The sequence below is a fragment of the Streptomyces sp. NPDC006235 genome (assembly GCF_040613735.1).
Lineage (GTDB): Bacteria > Actinomycetota > Actinomycetes > Streptomycetales > Streptomycetaceae > Streptomyces.
On record NZ_JBEXSR010000023.1, the window covers coordinates 17,599 to 38,647 of the forward strand.

The 21,049-nt window shown below is 71.6% G+C and carries 18 protein-coding genes; 15 read left to right on the plus strand and 3 right to left on the minus strand.

The annotated features are described in order from the left end of the window. Positions 1-65 precede the first annotated feature (65 nt). On the minus strand, positions 66-1,868 hold the full coding sequence (locus tag ABZ192_RS25085) for a glycoside hydrolase family 15 protein (protein ID WP_356926693.1): 1,803 nt from the start codon (positions 1,866-1,868) through the stop codon (positions 66-68). A gap of 520 nt (positions 1,869-2,388) precedes the next feature. Here ABZ192_RS25085 and ABZ192_RS25090 point away from each other — a divergent pair. The 10 genes from ABZ192_RS25090 to ABZ192_RS25135 all read left to right on the plus strand — a co-directional run bounded on the left by ABZ192_RS25090 (position 2,389) and on the right by ABZ192_RS25135 (position 15,044). After that, on the plus strand, positions 2,389-4,047 hold the full coding sequence (locus ABZ192_RS25090) for a CTP synthase (protein WP_356926788.1): 1,659 nt from the start codon (positions 2,389-2,391) through the stop codon (positions 4,045-4,047). A gap of 115 nt (positions 4,048-4,162) precedes the next feature. Continuing rightward, positions 4,163-4,789, plus strand: a complete 627-nt coding sequence (locus tag ABZ192_RS25095) for an NUDIX hydrolase (protein ID WP_356926694.1) — start codon at positions 4,163-4,165, stop codon at positions 4,787-4,789. A 429-nt stretch (positions 4,790-5,218) separates the two neighbouring features. Then, on the plus strand, positions 5,219-7,303 hold the full coding sequence (locus ABZ192_RS25100) for a tetratricopeptide repeat protein (RefSeq protein ID WP_356926695.1): 2,085 nt from the start codon (positions 5,219-5,221) through the stop codon (positions 7,301-7,303). A gap of 145 nt (positions 7,304-7,448) precedes the next feature. Continuing rightward, entirely contained in the window at positions 7,449-8,564 is a 1,116-nt protein-coding gene (gene ald, locus ABZ192_RS25105; protein ID WP_356926789.1) for an alanine dehydrogenase, read from the plus strand. Between the two features lie 371 nt (positions 8,565-8,935). After that, complete coding sequence (locus ABZ192_RS25110) at positions 8,936-10,105, plus strand: ParA family protein (protein ID WP_356926696.1); 1,170 nt, start codon at positions 8,936-8,938, stop codon at positions 10,103-10,105. Beyond that, the gene (locus ABZ192_RS25115; RefSeq protein ID WP_356926697.1) at positions 10,090-10,677 is read left to right on the plus strand and encodes a hypothetical protein; all 588 of its coding nucleotides are present in this window, start codon (positions 10,090-10,092) and stop codon (positions 10,675-10,677) included. Before ABZ192_RS25110 ends, ABZ192_RS25115 begins: the two co-directional genes overlap by 16 nt. A 462-nt stretch (positions 10,678-11,139) precedes the next feature. Then, positions 11,140-12,204: a segregation/condensation protein A gene (locus tag ABZ192_RS25120; RefSeq protein WP_356926790.1), complete on the plus strand. Its 1,065-nt coding sequence runs from the start codon at positions 11,140-11,142 to the stop codon at positions 12,202-12,204. After that, positions 12,201-12,890, plus strand: a complete 690-nt coding sequence (scpB, locus tag ABZ192_RS25125; protein WP_356926698.1) for an SMC-Scp complex subunit ScpB — start codon at positions 12,201-12,203, stop codon at positions 12,888-12,890. Before ABZ192_RS25120 ends, scpB begins: the two co-directional genes overlap by 4 nt. Further along, positions 12,890-13,951, plus strand: coding sequence for a pseudouridine synthase (locus ABZ192_RS25130; RefSeq protein ID WP_356926699.1), 1,062 nt, complete (start codon positions 12,890-12,892; stop codon positions 13,949-13,951). Before scpB ends, ABZ192_RS25130 begins: the two co-directional genes overlap by 1 nt. Before the next feature lie 73 nt (positions 13,952-14,024). Beyond that, on the plus strand, positions 14,025-15,044 hold the full coding sequence (locus ABZ192_RS25135) for an ADP-ribosylglycohydrolase family protein (RefSeq protein WP_356926700.1): 1,020 nt from the start codon (positions 14,025-14,027) through the stop codon (positions 15,042-15,044). Between the two features lie 46 nt (positions 15,045-15,090). Here the strand turns inward: ABZ192_RS25135 and ABZ192_RS25140 are convergent, their stop codons facing one another. Together ABZ192_RS25140 and ABZ192_RS25145 are read right to left on the minus strand one after the other, a co-directional pair. Continuing rightward, positions 15,091-15,834, minus strand: a complete 744-nt coding sequence (locus ABZ192_RS25140; RefSeq protein ID WP_356926701.1) for a nucleotidyltransferase domain-containing protein — start codon at positions 15,832-15,834, stop codon at positions 15,091-15,093. A 22-nt stretch (positions 15,835-15,856) separates the two neighbouring features. Then, complete coding sequence (locus ABZ192_RS25145; protein ID WP_356926702.1) at positions 15,857-16,276, minus strand: Rieske (2Fe-2S) protein; 420 nt, start codon at positions 16,274-16,276, stop codon at positions 15,857-15,859. Between the two features lie 188 nt (positions 16,277-16,464). Between ABZ192_RS25145 and aroH the strand changes: the two genes are divergently transcribed. From aroH to der, 5 genes are all read left to right on the plus strand, one after another. Then, complete coding sequence (aroH, locus tag ABZ192_RS25150; RefSeq protein WP_356926703.1) at positions 16,465-16,827, plus strand: chorismate mutase; 363 nt, start codon at positions 16,465-16,467, stop codon at positions 16,825-16,827. Beyond that, a complete protein-coding gene (locus ABZ192_RS25155; protein ID WP_356926704.1) occupies positions 16,824-17,909 on the plus strand; it encodes a prephenate dehydrogenase in 1,086 nt (361 codons plus the stop codon). Before aroH ends, ABZ192_RS25155 begins: the two co-directional genes overlap by 4 nt. A gap of 116 nt (positions 17,910-18,025) precedes the next feature. Continuing rightward, the gene (gene cmk / locus ABZ192_RS25160; protein ID WP_356926705.1) at positions 18,026-18,706 is read left to right on the plus strand and encodes a (d)CMP kinase; all 681 of its coding nucleotides are present in this window, start codon (positions 18,026-18,028) and stop codon (positions 18,704-18,706) included. Further along, positions 18,664-19,347 (plus strand): lysophospholipid acyltransferase family protein, encoded by a 684-nt coding sequence (locus ABZ192_RS25165; RefSeq protein WP_356926706.1) that lies wholly within the window; start codon positions 18,664-18,666, stop codon positions 19,345-19,347. The genes cmk and ABZ192_RS25165 overlap by 43 nt, the downstream gene beginning before the upstream one ends. 80 nt (positions 19,348-19,427) lie before the next feature. Beyond that, positions 19,428-20,921, plus strand: coding sequence for a ribosome biogenesis GTPase Der (gene der / locus ABZ192_RS25170; RefSeq protein WP_356926707.1), 1,494 nt, complete (start codon positions 19,428-19,430; stop codon positions 20,919-20,921). The last annotated feature ends 128 nt before the right edge of the window (positions 20,922-21,049 follow it).

Below are 21,049 nucleotides of genomic sequence, written 5' to 3' on the forward strand. Positions count from 1 at the left end.
CCCCCTTCCGAAAAAGGGGCAATCGTCCGCTTCCAGCCTAGGCGGCCACGGCCGGCCGGGCCCGCTCAGCCGCCGTACGCCCCGGAAGCCGTCAGACGCAGTGCCGTGTCGATCAGCGGCACGTGGCTGAACGCCTGCGGGAAGTTGCCCACCTGGCGCTGGAGGCGCGGGTCCCACTCCTCCGCCAGCAGACCGAGGTCGTTGCGCAGCGACAGCAGCTTCTCGAACAGCCTGCGGGCCTCGTCCACGCGGCCGATCATCGCCAGGTCGTCGGCCATCCAGAACGAGCAGGCGAGGAACGCGCCCTCATCGCCGGGCAGGCCGTCGACGCCCTCGTTGTCGCCCTGCGTCGGGTAGCGCAGGATGAAGCCGTCCGGCGTGGACAGCTCCCGCTGGATCGCCTCGATGGTGCCGATGACCCGCTTGTCGTCGGGCGGCAGGAAGCCCATCTGCGGGATCAGCAGCAACGACGCGTCCAGCTCCTTCGAGCCGTACGACTGCGTGAAGGTGTTGCGTTCCTTGTCGTAACCCTTCTCGCACACGTCACGGTGGATGTCGTCGCGCAGTTCCCTCCACCGCTCCAGCGGGCCGTCCGCGTCGCCGGACTCGATCAGCTTGATCGTGCGGTCGACGGCGACCCAGGCCATCACCTTGGAGTGCACGAAGTGGCGGCGCGGGCCGCGCACCTCCCAGATGCCCTCGTCCGGGTCCTGCCAGTGGTCCTCCAGGTAGCGGATCAGCTTCAGCTGGAGAAGTGAGGCGTAGTCGTTACGCGCGAGGCCCGTCATGTGGGCCAGGTGCAGGGCCTCGGTGACCTCGCCGTAGACGTCCAGCTGGAGCTGGTGCGCGGCGCCGTTGCCGACCCGGACCGGGGTGGAGTTCTCGAAGCCCGGCAGCCAGTCCAGCTCCGCCTCGCCGAGCTCGCGCTCGCCGGCGATGCCGTACATGATCTGGAGGTTCTCCGGGTCGCCGGCCACGGCCCGCAGCAGCCACTCGCGCCAGGCGCGGGCCTCCTCGCGGTAGCCGGTGCGCAGCAGGGAGGACAGGGTGATCGCCGCGTCGCGCAGCCACGTGTAGCGGTAGTCCCAGTTGCGGACACCGCCGATGTCCTCCGGCAGGGAGGTGGTCGGCGCGGCGACGATGCCGCCGGTCGGGGCGTACGTCAGGGCCTTCAGCGTGATCAGCGAGCGGACCACGGCCTCCCGGTAGGGGCCGTGGTACGTACAGTGGTCGACCCAATCGCGCCAGAAGTCCTCCGTTGCCTCCAGCGACTGCTCCGGCTCGGGCAGCGGCGGCGGCTCCTTGTGCGAGGGCTCCCAGGAGATCGTGAACGCGATCCGGTCACCCGGCGCGACCGTGAAGTCCGCGTACGTCGTCAGCGACTTGCCGTACGTCTCCGCGGATGTGTCGAACCACACGGAGTCGGGGCCCGCGACGGCCACCGTGCGCCCCTCGTGCTTGTGCACCCACGGCACCACCCGCCCGTAGGAGAACCGCATCCGCAGCGCCGAGCGCATCGGCACGCGGCCCGAGACGCCCTCCACGATCCGGATCAGCTGCGGGGCGCCGTCACGTGGCGGCATGAAATCCGTCACCCGGACCGTGCCCCGCTGGGTGTCCCACTCGGACTCCAGGATCAGCGAGTCACCGCGGTAGCTGCGCCGGGCCGCGGTGGGCGGCTGCTGGTCGGAGGCGTACGCGGGCCCGAGCCGCCAGAAGCCGTGCTCCTCGGTGCCCAGCAGGCCGGCGAAGATGGCGTGCGAGTCGAAGCGGGGCAGGCACAGCCAGTCCACCGTGCCGTCCCGGCAGACCAGGGCAGCGGTCTGCATGTCTCCGATGAGTGCGTAGTCTTCGATGCGCCCGGCCACGTGCAACTCCAGTCGAACGGCCACGTCACCCCGCAAGGGGGCTGTCGCTAGTGCGGTCAAGGGGGATTTTCAGCAAGTCTTGCAATGCGTCGTTGAGCGATGAAGCAAAACAGGTCACTCAGCCGTGATGCAAAGCGCCAATTGTTGCTCAACGAACTGACGAGCTCACGTTGTTCCGGTACTTACGGGCGGTGGGTGGTGCCGTTGGGCCGGCGGGCTCGGCAGTGAGTGTCCGAGCAGGATACGACGCACGCCGATGTTCCGGGTGCCCGTCCAGGCAAGGCGAGTACGCCGAACGAGTGAGCAAGGGGTGAGAGACCGGTGAGGGGGACCGTCTCCGTGTCGACCTGTGCGCGGAGCGTGGCCGGAAGCCATCGCCCCGCGGCGCTGATACGCTGGTAGCCCGTGGACCGGTGGGCAGCAAAACCCCCGAACCGCAGCGACGGCGACCCCCCGGAAACCTCCGGCAGGCAGCCGTACCGCACCCCCAGACCGCGACCACGGGAGCCCCGTCTTGGCCATGCCGCCCGCCGCATTTCGTAATTCGACGACCAAGCACATCTTCGTCACCGGGGGTGTCGCCTCCTCGCTCGGCAAGGGCCTGACGGCCTCCAGCCTCGGCATGCTGCTCAAGGCCCGCGGTCTGCGCGTCGTGATGCAGAAGCTCGACCCGTACCTCAACGTCGACCCCGGCACGATGAACCCCTTCCAGCACGGTGAGGTGTTCGTCACCAACGACGGCGCCGAGACCGACCTGGACATCGGCCACTACGAGCGCTTCCTCGACCGTGACCTGGACGGTTCCGCGAACGTCACCACCGGCCAGGTGTACTCGACCGTGATCGCCAAGGAGCGGCGCGGCGAGTACCTCGGCGACACGGTGCAGGTCATCCCGCACATCACCAACGAGATCAAGCACCGCATCCGCCGCATGGCGACGGACGAGGTCGACGTCGTGATCACCGAGGTCGGCGGCACGGTCGGTGACATCGAGTCGCTGCCGTTCCTGGAGACCGTCCGCCAGGTCCGGCACGAGGTCGGCCGCGACAACGTGTTCGTGGTGCATATCTCGCTCCTGCCGTACATCGGCCCCTCGGGTGAGCTGAAGACGAAGCCCACCCAGCACTCGGTTGCGGCCCTGCGCAACATCGGTATCCAGCCGGACGCGATCGTGCTGCGCTGCGACCGTGAGGTCCCGACCGCGATCAAGCGGAAGATCTCGCTGATGTGCGACGTCGACGAGGCCGCCGTCGTCGCCTGCCCCGACGCCCGCTCGATCTACGACATCCCGAAGACCGTGCACGGCGAGGGCTTGGACGCCTACGTCGTCCGCAAGCTCGACCTGCCGTTCCGCGACGTCGACTGGACGACCTGGGACGACCTGCTCGACCGGGTCCACAACCCCGACCACGAGATCACCCTCGCGCTGGTCGGCAAGTACATCGACCTGCCCGACGCCTACCTGTCGGTCACCGAGGCGCTGCGCGCCGGCGGCTTCGCCAACAAGGCCCGCGTGAAGATCAAGTGGGTCACCTCCGACGACTGCAAGACCCCGGCGGGCGCCGCGGCGCAGCTCGGCGACGTCGACGGCATCTGCATCCCCGGCGGCTTCGGCGACCGCGGTGTGCTCGGCAAGGTCGGCGCGATCAAGTACGCCCGCGAGAACAAGATCCCGCTGCTCGGCCTCTGCCTCGGCCTGCAGTGCATCGTGATCGAGGCCGCGCGCAACCTGGCCGACATCGGCGACGCCAACTCCACCGAGTTCGACCCGGCCACCGCCCACCCGGTCATCTCCACGATGGCCGAGCAGCTCGACATCGTCGCTGGTGAGGGCGACATGGGCGGCACCATGCGGCTCGGCATGTACCCGGCGAAGCTGGCCGAGGGCTCGATCGTGCGTGAGGTGTACGACGGCAAGGAGTACGTCGAGGAGCGCCACCGGCACCGCTACGAGGTGAACAACGCCTACCGCGCCGAGCTGGAGAAGCGGGCGGGCATCCTGTTCTCCGGCACGTCCCCGGACGGCAAGCTCGTCGAGTACGTCGAGTACCCGCGCGACGTCCACCCGTACCTGGTCGCCACCCAGGCACACCCGGAGCTGCGCTCGCGCCCGACGCGCCCGCACCCGCTGTTCGCCGGGCTCGTCAAGGCCGCGGTCGAGCGGAAGACTTCGAAGTAACACACCAGTTGTACGGTGGCCGGGGTGCATCCCTTCAAAGGGTGTGCACCCCGGTTTCTTTTCGGCACGTCGGGCCCGGCACGCGCAGTCGCGCCGGGCACCTGGAAGGACAGGCATGACGATCAAGGACACCCCGGAGGAATGGGAGATCCGGGCGACGGACACCCCCTTCGTGGGCAACAAGACCTCCGTCCGCACCGACGACGTGGTCATGCCCGACGGCACCGTGGTCGGCCGCGACTACCAGGTCCACCCCGGTTCCGTGGCCGTCCTCGCCCTCGACGAGGCCGACCGCGTCCTGGTCCTGCGCCAGTACCGCCACCCCGTGCGCCACAAGCTGTGGGAGATCCCGGCCGGTCTGCTCGACGTCCCCGGCGAGAACCCGCTGCACGCCGCGCAGCGCGAGCTGTACGAGGAGGCGCACGTCAAGGCCGAGGACTGGCGGGTGCTGACCGACGTCTACACCACCCCCGGCGGCTGCGACGAAGCCGTCCGGATCTTCCTCGCCCGCGACCTGTCCGAGGCGGAGGGCGAGCGTTTCGCCGTCGAGGAGGAAGAGGCCGACATGGAACTCGACCGGGTGCCGGTCGAGGACCTCGTCCGGGGCGTGCTGGCCGGGGAACTGCACAACAACTGCCTCGTCGTGGGCGTCCTCTCCCTGGTCGCCGCGCGCGCGGGTGACGGCCTGGACGCCCTGCGCCCGGCCCAGGCACCGTGGCCGGCGCGCCCCTTCGAGGCGTGACCCCTCCGGGGGCGGGCCGGACCGGGCGGTGGCCCATGTCCGGTGGCGGATCCGGCCGCCGGACACGCTGCCCGCGTGACCCGCCGCGCCCGCCGCCCCCGGCGCCTGCGGCGGGCGGGGGCTGCGCGCCGCCCGGTGTGACGGGGCACCGCTGCGTTGCCCTTCCCAGCCGACCGCTGCGTTCGTCCTCCGCGGCTGACTGCTTCGCTCGCGCGGAGGCCCCTGTCTCCGCAGCGGCACAAGGGCGCCGATGGTTGCCGGCGAGCAGCTCCGGCAGTGGTGTGAAGATCGGCTGATCCGATCGGGGGATGTGCCCGCCGTGCCCGTCGTGCTCCGGCCGGGGAGTTGCAGAGCGTGAACTAGGCTCTGTCCACGCCCGGACCGGAGTCCCGGCGGGCTTGTGCGTGTGGTGGGACGGGAGTGTGGCCCGTGACGGATCAGGTCGTGGAGACAGGCGACGTGTGGCTGACCGGACACGCGTGCGGGGAGAGCCGATTCCTGGGCCGCACACGGGAGTTGAAGGAACTGCGCGCCGACATCGAGCGCGCCGGACTCGACACCCTCGCCGGCCGCAAACCGCCACGCGCGCGCGTGCTGCTCATCGCCGGCCGGCCCGGCTCCGGGCGCACCGCCCTCGCCGAGGAGCTCGTCCGGCAGATCGCGGACCGTTACCCCGACGGGGTGCTGCGCGCCCGCCTGAGCGAACCCGACGGCACCCCCGTACCGGTCGGGCGCACCGCCAGGGACCTCCTCGCCGCCCTCGACCAGGAGGCCCCGGCCGGCGCCTGCGAGGACGATCTCACCGAGGCCCTGCGCACCGCCCTGGCCGACCGCCGGGCGCTGCTCCTGCTGGACGACGCGGCCGACGCCGGGCAGGTCGACGCCCTGCTGCCCGACACCCCGGAATGCCTGGTCGTCGCGGTCTCCGAAGGCCCGCTGACCGGCATCTCGGACGTCCGCCCCTGCACCCTGGGCGGCCTGGACGCCAAGTCCGGGGTGGAGCTGCTGTCCCGGCACACCGGCTCGGTCCGCATCACCGTCGACCCCCGGGCCGCCGAGGGCCTCGCCGAGGAGTGCCAGGGGCAGCCGGCCGCGCTCATGCTGGCGGGCGGCTGGCTCGCCGCCCGCCCCAACGCGGCCGTCTCCGACCTCGCCAAGCAACTGCGCGCCGAGGACGGTGAGGGCACCGCGCTGAACCGGGTCTTCCGCCTCGCCTACGCCGCCCTGCCCGCCACCGCCGCCCGGATGCTGCGCCTGCTCGCCCTCGCCCCGGCCGGACTGGTCGACCCGCAGACCGCCTCCGCGCTCGTCGGCTGCTCGGTCGACAGCGCCCGCACCACCCTCGACGACTTCGTCGCCCTCGGCTTCCTGCACGCGGTGGACTCACCGCTGCCGCAGTACGAGGTGCCGGGCTGTCTGCACGACCGGCTCCGCGTCCTCGCCGAGCACCACGAGCGCCCGGCCGAGCTCCAGCTGGCCCGGGCCCGCATGCTGGAACGGACAGTACGACTGCTCCAGGCCTGCCGGGCGATCACCGAGACCGACAGCCCCCAGGCCCGCCAGAAGCTCCTCGACCTGCCGCGTGCCCTGCGCTTTCCCACGCCCCGGGAGGCCGCCGACTGGCTGCGCGTGACCCGGCCCGCCCTGCTGGCCTCGGCCCGGCTCGCGGTCGCCGACGGGCAGCTGGACACCCTGGCCCGGCGGCTGATGTCCCAGCTGGTGCGGGCCATGGTGGCGCATGTCGGCACGCAGGCGGCGGCGCCCGACCTCTACGACATCCACAGCCTGGTCCTCGACGTGGCCGAGCGCCGGAACCTGCCGAGGGAGCGGGCCGCCGCCCTGCTCAACCTCGGCGACCTCGACGCCCGGACCGGCCGCACGGCCGACGCGCTGGCCCGCTACCGGGCCGCGCTGGACGCCGGGCGCGAGGTGAACGATCCGTATGCGACCGGCCGCGCAATGGAATCCGTAGGCGGCGCGCATCTGGAGCTCGGTGACTTCGACCGGGCCGCCGACTGGTTCGGCCGGGCCCTGGTCGAGCGGCTCGCCCGGGACGAGCGCGCCGAAGCCGCCCGGCTCTACGGGCGGATCGCCGCCGCCCACACCTTCGCCGGCCGCTACGGCGAGGCCCTGCGGAACTGGCGTGCGGCCATCGTCGGGCACCGCAAGAACGGCGACGTGGCCGCCCAGGCGCGGGCGCTGAGCGAGTTGGCGCGGGTCCAGGAGTACGCGGGCCGGCCCGAGGAGTCGCTGCGCACCTGCCGGGAGGCCGTGGAATGGGCGCGGCGGGCCGAGGACACGCGGCTGCAGGCCGCGCTGCATCTGCGGGTCGCCGACACCCTCGAACACCTCGGCGACCCCGCGTCGGCCCGGCTGCACCGGGGCGCCGCCGAGCGGATCCTCGGGAAGTACCAGGAGGACCAGGAGGGGCCCGTGACCGCCTCCGACGGCGACTCACAGCGGAAACCGGAGCCTGACACCTGCGAAATCCGTGGCGCATCCGCTGAAGATTGATGCAATGAAAGGCTAGACAGCGGGAACGCCTTCATTAGACTGGCTCTGCCGCACGTTCTCCTGCGGTCTCTCCCGGTGTGCCCGTGCGCGCCCGGGTATGTCTAGTAATACGCCCATACCCTCTGAGCCAAGGACCGTGATCGACGTGAAGGTCGGCATCCCCCGCGAGGTCAAGAACAACGAGTTCCGGGTGGCCATCACCCCCGCCGGTGTGCACGAGCTGGTGCGTCATGGCCACCAGGTCGTCATCGAACGCGGCGCCGGCGTCGGCTCCTCGATCACGGACGAGGAGTACGTCGCTGCCGGTGCGCGGATCCTGGACACCGCCGACGAGGTCTGGGCCGCCGCCGACCTGCTGCTGAAGGTCAAGGAGCCCATCGCCGAGGAGTACCACCGCCTCCGCAAGGACCAGACGCTCTTCACCTACCTGCACCTGGCGGCCTCCAAGGAGTGCACGGACGCCCTGCTGGAGTCCGGCACCACCGCGATCGCCTACGAGACGGTCGAGCTGCCCAGCCGCGCGCTGCCGCTGCTCGCCCCGATGTCCGAGGTCGCGGGCCGGCTGGCCCCGCAGGTCGGCGCCTACCACCTGATGCGCGCCAACGGCGGCCGCGGCGTGCTGCCCGGCGGCGTCCCCGGCGTGCCGGCCGGGCGGGCCGTCGTCATCGGCGGCGGCGTCTCCGGCTGGCAGGCGGCGCAGATCGCCATCGGCCTGGGCTTCCACGTGACCCTGCTCGACAAGGACGTGAACAAGCTCCGCGAGGCGGACAAGATCTTCGGCACGAAGATCCAGACCGTCGTCTCCAACGCCCTGGAGCTGGAGAAGGCCTGCCTGGAGGCCGACCTCGTCATCGGCGCGGTGCTGGTCCCCGGCGCCAAGGCCCCGAAGCTGGTCACCAACGAGCTCGTCTCGCGGATGAAGCCCGGAAGTGTCCTTGTCGACATCGCGATCGACCAGGGCGGCTGCTTCGAGGACTCCCGTCCGACCACCCACGCCGAGCCGACCTTCCGGGTCCACAACTCGGTCTTCTACTGCGTCGCCAACATGCCCGGCGCGGTGCCGAACACCTCCACCTACGCGCTGACCAACGCCACGCTGCCCTACATCGTGGAACTCGCCGACCACGGCTGGGCGGACGCGCTGCGCCGCGACCCGGCGCTGGCCAAGGGTCTCAACACCCATGACGGCAAGGTCGTTTACAAGGAGGTCGCCGAGGCGCACGACGTCGAGCACGTCGAGCTGTCCTCGCTGCTCGGCTGAGCCCCGCGGGCCGCTGAGTCGACCAAGTCACCAACACGTAAAGGCGATACGTCAACACGGGTCGTCAACGCCGCGCACCCGGCCGGACCTTGCCCGACAAGGTCCGGCCGGATGTGTGTATGGTCACTTCGCGATTCTCGGGCAACTCGCCTCGAACGTAACCCTTCAACCGATTCGCACACCGGTGAAATCTGCCGTGCGACGGCCGTACGCCCTTGACAGCGGGATGTTTCATTGCCGACACATCGGGCCGGGTCCGGCGGATTGTGTTGCTGCGGACGCCCGACACGCCATAGAGTCGCCAACCGTCGGCATGGTGCCACGCTGACCTGTCTAGAAGTTTCCTGGTCACCAAGGAGGTAAGACGACTTGTGAATGAGTCGACATTTACTCCCGGGGGTGGCCAACCAGGAACGCCTGCACGGGACCAGGCGCCCGCGGGGTTCGCGGCTGTCGGCTCCGTCGCTGTGCGCACCTTCGCAGCCCACCAGAGTCAGCAGACGACTCACACTGCACACCAGAAGATGGATGGCCATCACGTGAACGCCATGGCCGGCGACGGAAGTGGCGCGCCCCACAACCACTTCGCCGACTACGACGAACTGCCCGAGGGGCACTTCTACGACCCCGACGCGGAGTACGAGCCCGATCCGGAGTACGCGGCCACTCTCGCGCCCGACGCGGCCAGACAGCGCCGGGAGCGCATCGGCCCGACCGGACGCCCGCTGCCGTACTTCCCGATCCCGGGCCCGCTGACCGACCACGGACCCGCGAAGATCATCGCGATGTGCAACCAGAAGGGCGGCGTCGGCAAGACCACGTCGACCATCAACCTGGGTGCCGCGCTCGCGGAGTACGGACGCCGTGTCCTGCTCGTGGACTTCGACCCCCAGGGCGCGCTGTCGGTCGGACTCGGCGTCAACCCGATGGAGCTCGACCTCACCGTCTACAACCTGCTCATGGAGCGGGGGATGGCGGCCGACGAGGTGCTGCTGAAGACGGCGGTCCCCAACATGGACCTGCTGCCCAGCAACATCGACCTGTCGGCGGCCGAGGTCCAGCTGGTCTCCGAGGTCGCCCGCGAGTCGACCCTGCAGCGCGCGCTGAAGCCGCTGCTGGACGACTACGACTTCATCGTCATCGACTGCCAGCCCTCGCTCGGCCTGCTCACGGTCAACGCCCTGACGGCCGCGCACAAGGTGATCGTGCCGCTGGAGTGCGAGTTCTTCGCGCTGCGCGGTGTGGCCCTGCTGACGGAGACCATCGAGAAGGTCCAGGAGCGGCTCAACCCCGACCTGGAGCTCGACGGGATCCTCGCCACGATGTACGACTCGCGCACGGTGCACAGCCGTGAGGTGCTCGCGCGGGTCGTCGAGGCCTTCGACGATCACGTCTACCACACGGTCATCGGGCGCACGGTCCGGTTCCCGGAGACCACGGTCGCCGGTGAGCCGATCACCACGTACGCCTCCAACTCCGTCGGTGCCGCCGCCTACCGCCAGCTCGCCAGGGAGGTGCTCGCCCGGTGTCACGCCGAGTGAGTCTGCCGGGGGCCGACGAACTCTTCCGTACGACAGGGGGGATGGCGCTTCAGTCGTCCCAGCCCAGGCGTCAGGCCAACGGCGACGCCCGGGTGCCCGCTCCGGCGGGGGAGGGCGACGCGGTGGCGGCAGCGGCCACGGCGGCGGAGGACGCGCCGCAGTCGGTGCCCGCGCAGGGCGGTGACGGCGAGGGCGCCGAGCATGTCGCGGCGGACGCGGAGTCGGCCGAGGCCGGGGAGTCCCGCAGTCGCTCCGGCTCCGCCCGTCGCCAGGCGCCGCAGGAAGGTTCTGCCGCGGGTGCGGCCGGTGCCGCCGCCGCGGCACCACGCAAGCGCGGGCGGGCCGCCGCACGCCGTCCCAGCGGCCGTGAGCGGCACGACGAGAAGATCACGGTCTACGTGTCGGCCGAGGAGCTCATGGACCTGGAGCACGCCCGTCTCGTGCTTCGCGGCGAGCACGGCCTGGCCGTCGACCGCGGCCGTATCGTCCGCGAGGCGGTGGCGGTGGTCCTCGCCGACCTGGAGACCCGCGGGGACGCCAGCATCCTCGTACGACGGCTGCGCGGGCGCTAGCGGTAGCCTGCGGGGGCCATGACCTCGAACGCCTCCCCACCACCCCCCGGCGGCCCCTCCGGGCGCCGGCGTGCGCTGGGGCGTGGGCCGGTGGCTCCGCCGGTTGAGCGGGTGGACCCGGTCGAGCCCGGCGAGTCGGCTGGGGGCACCGCCGAGTCGGGCGTGACGCCCGAGGAGACGGAGACCGCCGGGTCGGGTGCCCGGGCCGCGGAGGCAGCGGCCGACGCGCAGGCGTCGGTTGCCGAGGAGTCGCCCGACGGCGTGGAGCGGCAGGTCCCTGCCGAGCAGGGGACGGCGGCCGGAAGGCCCCGACAGCAGCGTGCGGCGGGGCCTGCCCCGGCGGAGTCCGCGGCTGCCCCTGCTGCCGGGGCGGGCCGTGAGGGCGTTGCCCCGAAGGTGGACGACGCGTCCGGGTCCTGGCCCGAGGCCGGTGATCCGGCGACGGGGCGTGAGCATTCCGCCCTGGGTCAGGTGGCTGCGGCTGAGACCGCCCCCCAGGCCGCTGAGTCCGTGGAGACCGGGTCCCGGCACGACGCTCTCGCTTACGCCTCAGCGCCTGGTGCCGACGCCGGGATCGCCGTTCCGCAGTCGGGAGCCGAGGCTGTTCCGCCGCGGGCCCTGGCCGAAGCCGGGGTGGCCCCCGGGGCGCGGGCCCCGCAGGGCCGGGACGCGTCGGGGAGCACCGACCGGCCCCCGGCCGACGGTGCCGGTGGCGACGACGGGGTCTTCAAAGTCCGGCTCGCCAACTTCGAGGGGCCCTTCGATCTGCTGCTGCAGTTGATCTCCCGGCACAAGCTGGACGTCACCGAGGTCGCGCTGTCGAAGGTGACCGACGAGTTCATGACGTACATCCGGGCGATGGGACCGGACTGGGATCTGGACGAGACGACCGAGTTCCTCGTCGTCGCGGCCACGCTGCTCGATCTGAAGGCGGCACGGCTGCTGCCCGCCGCCGAGGTCGAGGACGAGGGCGACCTCGCGCTGCTCGAAGCCCGGGACCTGCTGTTCGCCCGGCTGCTGCAGTACCGCGCGTACAAGCAGATCGCCGACATCTTCAGCGGGCGGCTCGACGACGAGGCCCGGCGCTATCCGCGTACCGTCGGCCTCGAACCCCACCATGCCGAGCTGCTGCCCGAGGTGGTCATCAGCATCGGCGCGGAAGGGTTCGCCAAGCTCGCCGTGAAGGCGATGCAGCCCAAGCCCAAGCCACAGGTGTACGTCGACCACATCCACGCGCCCCTGGTCAGCGTGCAGGAGCAGGCGGGGATCGTCGTCGCCCGGCTCAAGGAGCTCGGCGAGGCCCGCTTCCGGGAGCTCGTGGCGGACACCGACGACACCCTGACCGTCGTGGCCCGGTTCCTGGCGCTGCTGGAGCTGTACCGCGAGAAGGCCGTCGAGCTGGAGCAGGAGACCGCGCTCGGCGAGCTGCTCGTGCGGTGGACCGGCGGGGACGGGGACGAGACACCGACCGTCACCGACGAGTTCGACCGGCCGCCCGAGCCGCCGAAGGAGGAGAAGAAGGCATGAGCCAGGAAGCCACCGACGTCCCGGCCGGGCTGCGTGCCGTCGCCGGCCTCGATCTCAAGCCCGCTCTGGAGGCCGTGCTGATGGTCGTGGACGAGCCCGCGACCGAGGAGCACCTCGCGAAGATACTGGAGCGGCCCAAGCGCCAGATCGCGGACGCGCTGCGCGAGCTGGCCGACGAGTACACCGTCCAAGGGCGCGGCTTCGAACTGCGGTTCGTGGCGGGCGGCTGGCGGTTCTACACCCGCGCCGAGTACGCCCCGGCCGTCGAGCGTTTCGTGCTGGACGGCCAGCAGGCCCGCCTCACGCAGGCCGCCCTGGAGACCCTGGCCGTCGTCGCCTACCGGCAGCCGGTCAGCCGCAGCCGGGTCTCCGCCGTACGCGGAGTCAACTGCGACGGCGTCATGCGCACCCTCCTCCAGCGGGGTCTGATCGAGGAGGCGGGCACGGAACCCGAAACAGGTGCGATCCTGTACACGACGACGAACTACTTTCTGGAGCGGATGGGCCTGCGCGGTCTGGACGAGCTCCCGGAACTCGCGCCCTTCCTCCCGGAGGCGGAGGCGATCGAGGCCGAGACCCAGGAAGGCGTACCGTCGTTCGACCCGGACGCGCCTGATGACGACGTGCCGGGCCGCCGCCCGGTCACCCCGGGTACCGACGACGAAGACGACCAGACGGACATTTGATGCGAAGCAGCGGCAGCGGCAAGAGCGGCGGACGCGGTAACCCCCGCGGCGCCGGTAACAACAGGGACCAGAAGCAGGGGCAGGGCCGCCCCCGCAAGCCCCGCCCCGAGGAGCGCCGCTACGACGTGGGCCCCGGAGCGACGAAGGAGGGACCCAAGTCCGGACGCGGCGGCGCCGCGCGCGGCGGCGCCAAGGGCGGGCCCAAGCAGCCCCAGCAGCGGGGACGTACGGCCCCGGCACGCCCTCGCGAGTACGAGGCGCAGATCGAGGAGCGAAACCGCGACCGGTACGCCGGGAAGAAGGACGTCAAGCTGCCCAAGACCTTCCCGGGCGCCGAGCAGGAGGGCGAGCGCATCCAGAAGGTCCTCGCCCGCGCGGGCTTCGGCTCCCGCCGCGCCTGCGAGGAGCTGATCGAGCAGGCCCGGGTCGAGGTCAACGGCGAGATCGTGCTGGAGCAGGGGCGGCGGGTCGACCCGGAGAAGGACGAGATCAAGGTCGACGGGCTGACCGTCGCCACGCAGGCCTACCAGTTCTTCGCGCTGAACAAGCCCGCCGGTGTCGTCTCCACCATGGAGGACCCGGAGGGCCGGCAGTGCCTCGGTGACTACGTCACCAACCGCGAGACCCGGCTCTTCCACGTCGGCCGGCTCGACACCGAGACCGAGGGTGTCATCCTGCTCACCAACCACGGCGAGCTGGCGCACCGGCTCACCCACCCCAAGTACGGCGTGAAGAAGACCTACCTCGCGCACATCGTGGGCCCGATCCCGCGCGACCTGGGCAAGCAGCTCAAGGACGGCATCCAGCTGGAGGACGGTTACGCGCGCGCGGACCACTTCCGGGTCGTCCAGCAGACGGGCAAGAACTACCTCGTCGAGGTCACCCTGCACGAGGGCCGCAAGCACATCGTGCGCCGGATGCTCGCGGAGGCCGGATTCCCGGTCGACAAGCTGGTGCGCACCGCCTTCGGGCCGATCACCCTCGGCGACCAGAAGTCCGGCTGGCTGCGGCGGCTGTCCAACACGGAGGTCGGCATGCTGATGCAGGAAGTCGATCTCTAGGCTTACGCGGACAGCCCCGGGTGCCGCGAGTTCCCCGTGCCTTTCAGGGCGCGGGGACGGAAGGACTTCTGACATGACCACGCTCGTCTCCAAGCAAGCCGCCACGGGAGCGCTCACCGGCCTCGCCCTGGGGGACGCGCTGGGGTATCCGACCGAGTTCAGCGACGTGCCGACGATCGTTGCCAGATTCGGTCCGTGGCGGCGGCTGGACCTGCCGGAGCCGGCGCTCGTCACCGACGACACGCAGATGACGCTGGCGCTCGGGCGGGGCATCCGGACGGCGATGGACCGGGGCGTGCTGGAGCCCGAGGGGATGGCCCACGCCGTACGGCGGGAGTTCATCGCCTGGAACCGCTCTCCGGAGAACAACCGGGCTCCCGGCAACACGTGTCTGAGGGCCTGCGCCCTGCTGGAGCACGCGGACCGCCCCTGGCAGGACGCCAGTCAGATCCACTCCAAGGGCTGCGGCGCCAACATGCGGGTCGCGCCCCTGGGGCTGGTCCCCGGTCTGAGCGACGAACAGCGCGCGGGCGCCGCCCAGTTGCAGTCCGCCCTCACCCACGGGCACCCCACCGCGCTCGCCGCGTCCGACCTCACCGCGCACGCCGTACGGCTGCTCGCGCAGGGAGCCGAGCCGGCCGGGCTGATCGGTCTGCTCCGTACGTATGCCCTGGACAACCGCAGCCACTACCACGAGCGCTGGCTCGGTGACCTGTGGCGCCGGGCCCAGGACCCGAGCCCCGAGCAGTTCATCGCGCGCGGCTGGGACGAGTGCCTGGCGATCCTCGACCGGCTCCAGCAGGCCGTGGGCACCGTCTCACCCGAGGACGACCCGTGCCTGGCCACCGGTGAGGGCTGGATCGCCGAGGAGGCCCTGGCGACCGGGCTGCTGTGCTTCCTGCTCTTCCCCGACGAGCCGCTCACGGCCCTGCGCCGCGCCGCCTGCACCGCCGGAGACTCGGACTCCATCGCCTGCCTGGCGGGCGCCTTCGCCGGTGCCTGCCTGGGCGCGGAGTGCTGGCCGGGCGAGTGGGCCGACCGGATCGAATACCGGAGCGACCTGCTGACCCTCGGCGCGCTCTGGGACGCGTGACGCAGTGGAGCGGTTGCGGGGCGCGCTGGGCGAGGCACAGCAGGCCTCAGTCCTGGCGCCGGCCCCGGTCGTCCGCGGTGCCCTGCACGACCTCGTCGTACAGGTCCGCCTGGAGGGCTGAGGCGCGGCGGGCGCGGGTGAGGAAGTCCTCGACGCGTCGCCGGTCGGGAGCGGCCGGGAGCGGGCTGCGGCCTGCGGCTTCGGAGGCCTCCTGCTCCAGGCGGGTCATCCGGGACTCGATCTCGGACCAGGGCACCTCGCCGCGCTTCACCGCGAGCAGGGGCTCGCGGTGGTCGCCGACGTCCACCGTGAGCGAGCCCGTGCACAGCAGGTCCCGGGCGCTGATGAGCAGGCGCAGCAGATGCATCGCGTGCTTCCAGCGCGGGGCGCCGTGCGTGCGGACGTCGGCTTCCAGCTTGCGGCGCTGGCCGTGCGCGTACCGAATGAACGTCTCGTGGACCCGCCTGGACACGAACGCTCCCCGCAGGGCGAGCAGCTCGCGGCCGGTGTCGTCGGCGTACTCCACGAGCGGGGAGTGCAGGCACTCCAGGATGTTGGGGTTGGCGCGCAGGGCCAGCTCGCAGAAGCGTTCCAACTCCCAGCTGAACTGCTCCTCGGCCGGGCCCTCGACGTGGGTCGGCGGCTTGTCGAAGCGCCAGAACAGAGGCGTGGGAGCCAGGAACACGCCACGGCGGTCGGTGTCGCTGTCGTCCGTCGCCAGCCCGAAGGCGCGCGAACCCATCACACAGGCGTAGATCGTGTGGTCGCGTACCAGGGCCTCGGGCTGCATGCCCGGGAGCGTACGCGGGCCCTCACGTCAGGCGAACCGAGTTTCCCTCCACGGTGATCTGCTCGGCGGGCAGCGGCCGCGTCGCCGGGCCGTGGGCCACCGAGCCGTCGGCGATGCGGAACTTGCTGCCGTGGCAGACGCAGTTGATGGTGCCGTCGGAGACGGACGCCACCGTGCAGCGCTGGTGGGTGCAGATCGCCGAGAAGGCCTTGAACTGTCCCTGCTCGGGCTGGGTGACCACGACCTCCTCGTCCTTGAAGATCTTGCCGCCGCCGACGGGGATCTCGTCCGTGGAGGCCAGCTCCTGACCGGCCGCCTCCCGGCCGGTGGGTGAGCTCGTCGACGCGGAGCCGTTGTCGTCGCCGCCCCCGCCGCAGGCCGCGACGAGCGCCGCCGCGCCCGTCGCGAGGAGAACCGTGCGGCGTGTGGTCTCGTAGGTCATGTCGTCACTCCGAAGGTGCCAAAGTGGGGTAAATCGGAATTCTCTGAATCTTTGCATCGAAAATACCCAAGGAGTGGTAAGCCCGGTGTCTCATCGGATGGGCGCCGCGCACCCCTGCCGCGCGGGCTGACTAGGCTTGACGCACAGAGGGACACACAGCGACAGGCACGTCAGCAAGGAGCATCGCCGTGGCGGTACGAGCGGTCCGGGGCGCCGTCCAACTCGAACGGGACGAGGCCGGGCACATGGACGAGCAGGTCGGAGCCCTGCTCACGGCCATCCTGGAGCGCAACGAGCTCACCGCCGAGGACCTGATCAGCATCTGGTTCACGGCCACGCCCGACCTGCACAGCGATTTCCCGGCGGCCGCCGCCCGCAAGCTCGGCATCGTCGACGTCCCGCTGATCTGCGCCCAGGAACTGGACATCGAGGGCGCCATGCCGCGTGTCGTCCGGGTCCTCGCGCACATCGAGTCCGACAAGCCCCGCGCCGACATCGCGCACGTCTACCTCGGCGCCGCGGGCGCCCTGCGCAAGGACATCGCCCAGTGAGGACCGCACTCGTCATCGGCACCGGGCTCATCGGCACCTCCGCCGCCCTCGCCCTGTCCCAGCGGGGCGTCACCGTGCACCTCGCCGACCACGACCCGGAGCAGGCCCGTACGGCCGCGGCCCTAGGCGCCGGCACGGACGAGGCGCCGGACAGGCCCGTCGACCTCGCGATCGTCGCCGCCCCGCCCGCCCACGTGGCCGACGTGCTCGCCGACGCCATGCGCCGCGGGGTGGCGCGCGGCTACCTCGACGTCGCCAGCGTCAAGGGCGGGCCGCGCCGCGAACTGGAGGCCCGCGGCCTCGACCTGACGGCGTACCTGGGCACGCACCCCATGTCGGGCCGGGAGAAGTCCGGCCCGCTCGCCGCCACCGGCGACCTCTTCGAGGGCCGCCCCTGGGTGCTCACCCCGACCCGGGACACCGACACCGAGGTGCTGAACCTCGCCCTGGAGCTGGTCTCGCACTGCCGTGCCGTGCCGGTCGTGATGGACGCCGACGCCCACGACCGTGCCGTCGCCCTCGTCTCCCACATGCCCCACCTGGTCTCCAGCCTGGTCGCCGCGCGCCTGGAGCACGCCGAGGAGGCCGCCGTACGGCTGTGCGGACAGGGCATCCGGGACGTGACCCGGATCGCCGCCTCCGACCCCGGGATGTGGATCGACATCCTCTCCGCGAACCCCGGGCCGGTCGCCGACCTGCTCACGGACGTCGCCGCCGACCTGGAGGAGACCGTGCGGGCCCTGCGCGCCCTGCAGTCCGCCGACGAGGACAAGCGCCGCGACGGCACGACCGGCATCGAGGACGTCCTGCGGCGCGGCAACGCCGGGCAGGTCCGCGTGCCCGGCAAGCACGGATCCGCCCCGCGGGCCTACGAGGTCGTCGCCGTGCTCATCGACGACCAGCCCGGACAGCTGGCCCGGATCTTCGCGGACGCGGGCAGGGCCGGCGTCAACATCGAGGACGTGCGCATCGAGCACGCGACGGGGCAGCAGGCCGGTCTGGTGCAGCTGATGGTGGAGCCGAAGGCGGCACCCGTGCTGAGTGCCGCGCTGCGGGACCGTGGCTGGGCGATCCGGCAGTAGTGCATCCTGGATGTGGCTGAGCGACGCGCGGCCGGACGAGTGACCCGCACCCAGTAACCTTGTGCGGGGCCCTCGCGCCCTCGCTCCCGCCAGCCCGGTTCAGGAAGGTCCCCACAGTGGAAAGCGCCACGCCAGTGATTGTCGCCATCGACGGCCCCGCCGGCACGGGCAAGTCGAGCACCTCGAAGGCCGTGGCGGCACAGCTCGGGCTGAGCTACCTGGACACCGGCGCCCAGTACCGGGCGATCACCTGGTGGATGGTGACCAACGGCATCGACATCGACGACCCCGCCGCCATCGCCGCAGCGGCCGGGAAGCCGGAGATCGTCTCCGGCACCGACCCGCAGGCCCCGGCCATCAGCGTCGACGGCGTCGACGTGGCCGGCCCGATCCGCACCCAGGAGGTCTCCTCCAAGGTCAGCGCCGTCAGCGCGGTGCCCGAGGTGCGCGCCCGGATCACCGAGCTCCAGCGCTCGATCGCGGCCTCCGCGGCGCACGGCATCGTGGTCGAGGGCCGCGACATCGGCACGACCGTGCTGCCGGACGCCGACCTGAAGATCTTCCTCACCGCCTCCCCGGAGGCGCGTGCCGCCCGCCGCAGCGGCGAGCTGAAGGGCGCCGACGTGCACTCCACCCGCGAGGCCCTGATCAAGCGGGACGCGGCCGACTCCAGCCGCAAGACCTCGCCGCTCGCCAAGGCGGACGACGCGGTCGAGGTGGACACCACCGAGCTCACGCTGGCCCAGGTCATCGAGTGCGTCGTCACCCTCGTCGAGGAGAAGCGGGCCGGGAAGTGAGCCTCCCTTCGGAAAAGGGCGCCGAGGTGGGTCGGCGCATCGGCGTCGGCCTGATGTACGGGCTGTGGAAGCCGCGCGTGCTCGGCGCCTGGCGTGTGCCCACGACCGGCCCGGTGATCCTCGCCGTCAACCACTCCCACGGCATCGACGGACCGATGGTCATGGGCGTGGCGCCCCGGCCGACGCACTTCCTGATCAAGAAGGAGGCGTTCATCGGCCCGCTCGACCCCTTCCTGACCGGCATCGGCCAGGTGAAGGTGGACCGCGACACCACCGACCGCACGGCGATCACCCGGGCGCTGGGCGTGCTGGAGAACGGCGGTGTGCTCGGCATCTTCCCGGAGGGCACCCGGGGCGAGGGCGACTTCGCCTCGCTGCGCGCCGGGCTCGCGTACTTCGCGGTGCGCAGCGGTGCCCCGATCGTGCCGGTCGCCGTGCTGGGAAGTTCCGACCGGCGGGGACGGTTGATAAAGGGGCTGCCTCCGCTGCGGTCCCGCGTCGACGTCGTCTTCGGGGAGCCCTTCGAGGCGGGCGACGGCAGCGGGCGCCGTACGCGCACGGCGCTGGACGAGGCGACCGGGCGCATCCAGAAGCAGCTCGCCGCCCACCTGGAAAACGCCAGGCGCTTCACCGGGCGCTAGGCAACACTGAGTAGTGGATCAGCCCGCGGGACAGCGGGTACTCCACCGACCACCACGATGAACGACGAGGTACGGACTTCATGAACGACCACACCCAGCCCGACGGCTCGGACGCCTACGAAGGCGCGCCCGAGCACGACCACGGGGCGCTCGGCGACGCCGAGTACGCGGAGTTCATGGAGCTCGCCGCGGAGGAGGGCTTCGACCTCGAGGACGTCGAGGGCGCGATCGAGGCGGCCGGGCACGGCCCGCTGCCCGTCCTTGCCGTGGTCGGCCGCCCCAATGTCGGCAAGTCGACCCTGGTGAACCGCATCATCGGCCGCCGCGAGGCCGTCGTCGAGGACAAGCCCGGTGTCACCCGCGACCGTGTGACCTACGAGGCCGAGTGGGCGGGCCGCCGCTTCAAGGTCGTCGACACCGGCGGCTGGGAGCAGGACGTCCTCGGCATCGACGCCTCCGTCGCCGCCCAGGCCGAGTACGCCATCGACGCGGCCGACGCCGTCGTCTTCGTCGTCGACGCCAAGGTCGGCGCCACCGACACCGACGAGGCCGTCGTACGGCTGCTGCGCAAGGCCGGCAAGCCGGTCGTGCTGTGCGCCAACAAGGTGGACGGCCCGAGCGGCGAGGCCGACGCGGCCTACCTGTGGTCGCTGGGCCTGGGGGAGCCGTACCCGGTCTCGGCGCTGCACGGCCGGGGCACCGGCGACATGCTCGACCAGGTCCTGGAGGTGCTGCCGGAGGCGCCGCGCGAGACGTTCGGCGGGGGCGGCATCGGCGGGCCGCGCCGCATCGCCCTGATCGGCCGCCCGAACGTGGGCAAGTCGTCGCTGCTGAACAAGGTGGCGGGCGAGGAGCGCGTCGTCGTCAACGAGATCGCGGGCACCACCCGCGACCCGGTCGACGAGCTGATCGAACTCGGCGGCGTCACCTGGAAGTTCGTCGACACGGCGGGCATCCGCAAGCGCGTCCACCTCCAGCAGGGCGCCGACTACTACGCCTCGCTGCGCACCGCCGCCGCCGTCGAGAAGGCGGAGGTCGCGGTCATCCTCATCGACGCCTCCGAGTCCATCTCGGTCCAGGACCAGCGGATCGTCACCATGGCCGTCGAGGCGGGCCGTGCGATCGTCCTCGCCTTCAACAAGTGGGACACCCTCGACGAGGAGCGCCGCTACTACCTGGAGCGGGAGATCGAGACCGAGCTGGGCCAGGTGGCGTGGGCCCCGCGCGTCAACGTCTCGGCGCGCACGGGCCGCCACATGGAGAAGCTGGTCCCGGCGATCGAGACGGCCCTGGCGGGCTGGGAGACCCGGGTTCCGACCGGCAGGCTGAACGCGTTCCTCGGCGAGCTGGTCGCCGCCCACCCGCACCCGATCCGGGGCGGCAAGCAGCCGCGCATCCTGTTCGGCACGCAGGCGGGCACCAAGCCGCCGCGGTTCGTGTTCTTCGCCTCCGGCTTCATCGAGGCGGGCTACCGGCGCTTCATCGAGCGCCGCCTGCGCGAGGAGTTCGGCTTCGAGGGGACGCCGATCCACATCTCGGTGCGGGTCCGCGAGAAGCGCGGCAAGAAGAAGTAGGAGTACAAAGGCGAAAAGCGGAAGGGCGGTCCCGGCCCTCGCGGGCGCGGCCCCCGGCACCAACGTCGGCAACGACGCCTACCTCGTCCCCGCCGACCGCGTCGACGCCTTCCGCGCCGCCGTACTGG

Bases quoted from the DNA above. Each gene is read 5' to 3' on its own strand.
- ABZ192_RS25135 (WP_356926700.1), top strand. From the start codon at position 14,025: ATGACCACGCTCGTCTCCAAGCAAGCCGCCACGGGAGCGCTCACCGGC.
- ABZ192_RS25140 (WP_356926701.1), bottom strand. From the start codon at position 15,834: ATGCAGCCCGAGGCCCTGGTACGCGACCACACGATCTACGCCTGTGTG.
- ABZ192_RS25130 (WP_356926699.1), top strand. From the start codon at position 12,890: ATGCGAAGCAGCGGCAGCGGCAAGAGCGGCGGACGCGGTAACCCCCGC.
- ABZ192_RS25145 (WP_356926702.1), bottom strand. From the start codon at position 16,276: ATGACCTACGAGACCACACGCCGCACGGTTCTCCTCGCGACGGGCGCG.
- scpB (WP_356926698.1), top strand. From the start codon at position 12,201: ATGAGCCAGGAAGCCACCGACGTCCCGGCCGGGCTGCGTGCCGTCGCC.
- ABZ192_RS25095 (WP_356926694.1), top strand. From the start codon at position 4,163: ATGACGATCAAGGACACCCCGGAGGAATGGGAGATCCGGGCGACGGAC.
- der (WP_356926707.1), top strand. From the start codon at position 19,428: ATGAACGACCACACCCAGCCCGACGGCTCGGACGCCTACGAAGGCGCG.
- ABZ192_RS25090 (WP_356926788.1), top strand. From the start codon at position 2,389: ATGCCGCCCGCCGCATTTCGTAATTCGACGACCAAGCACATCTTCGTC.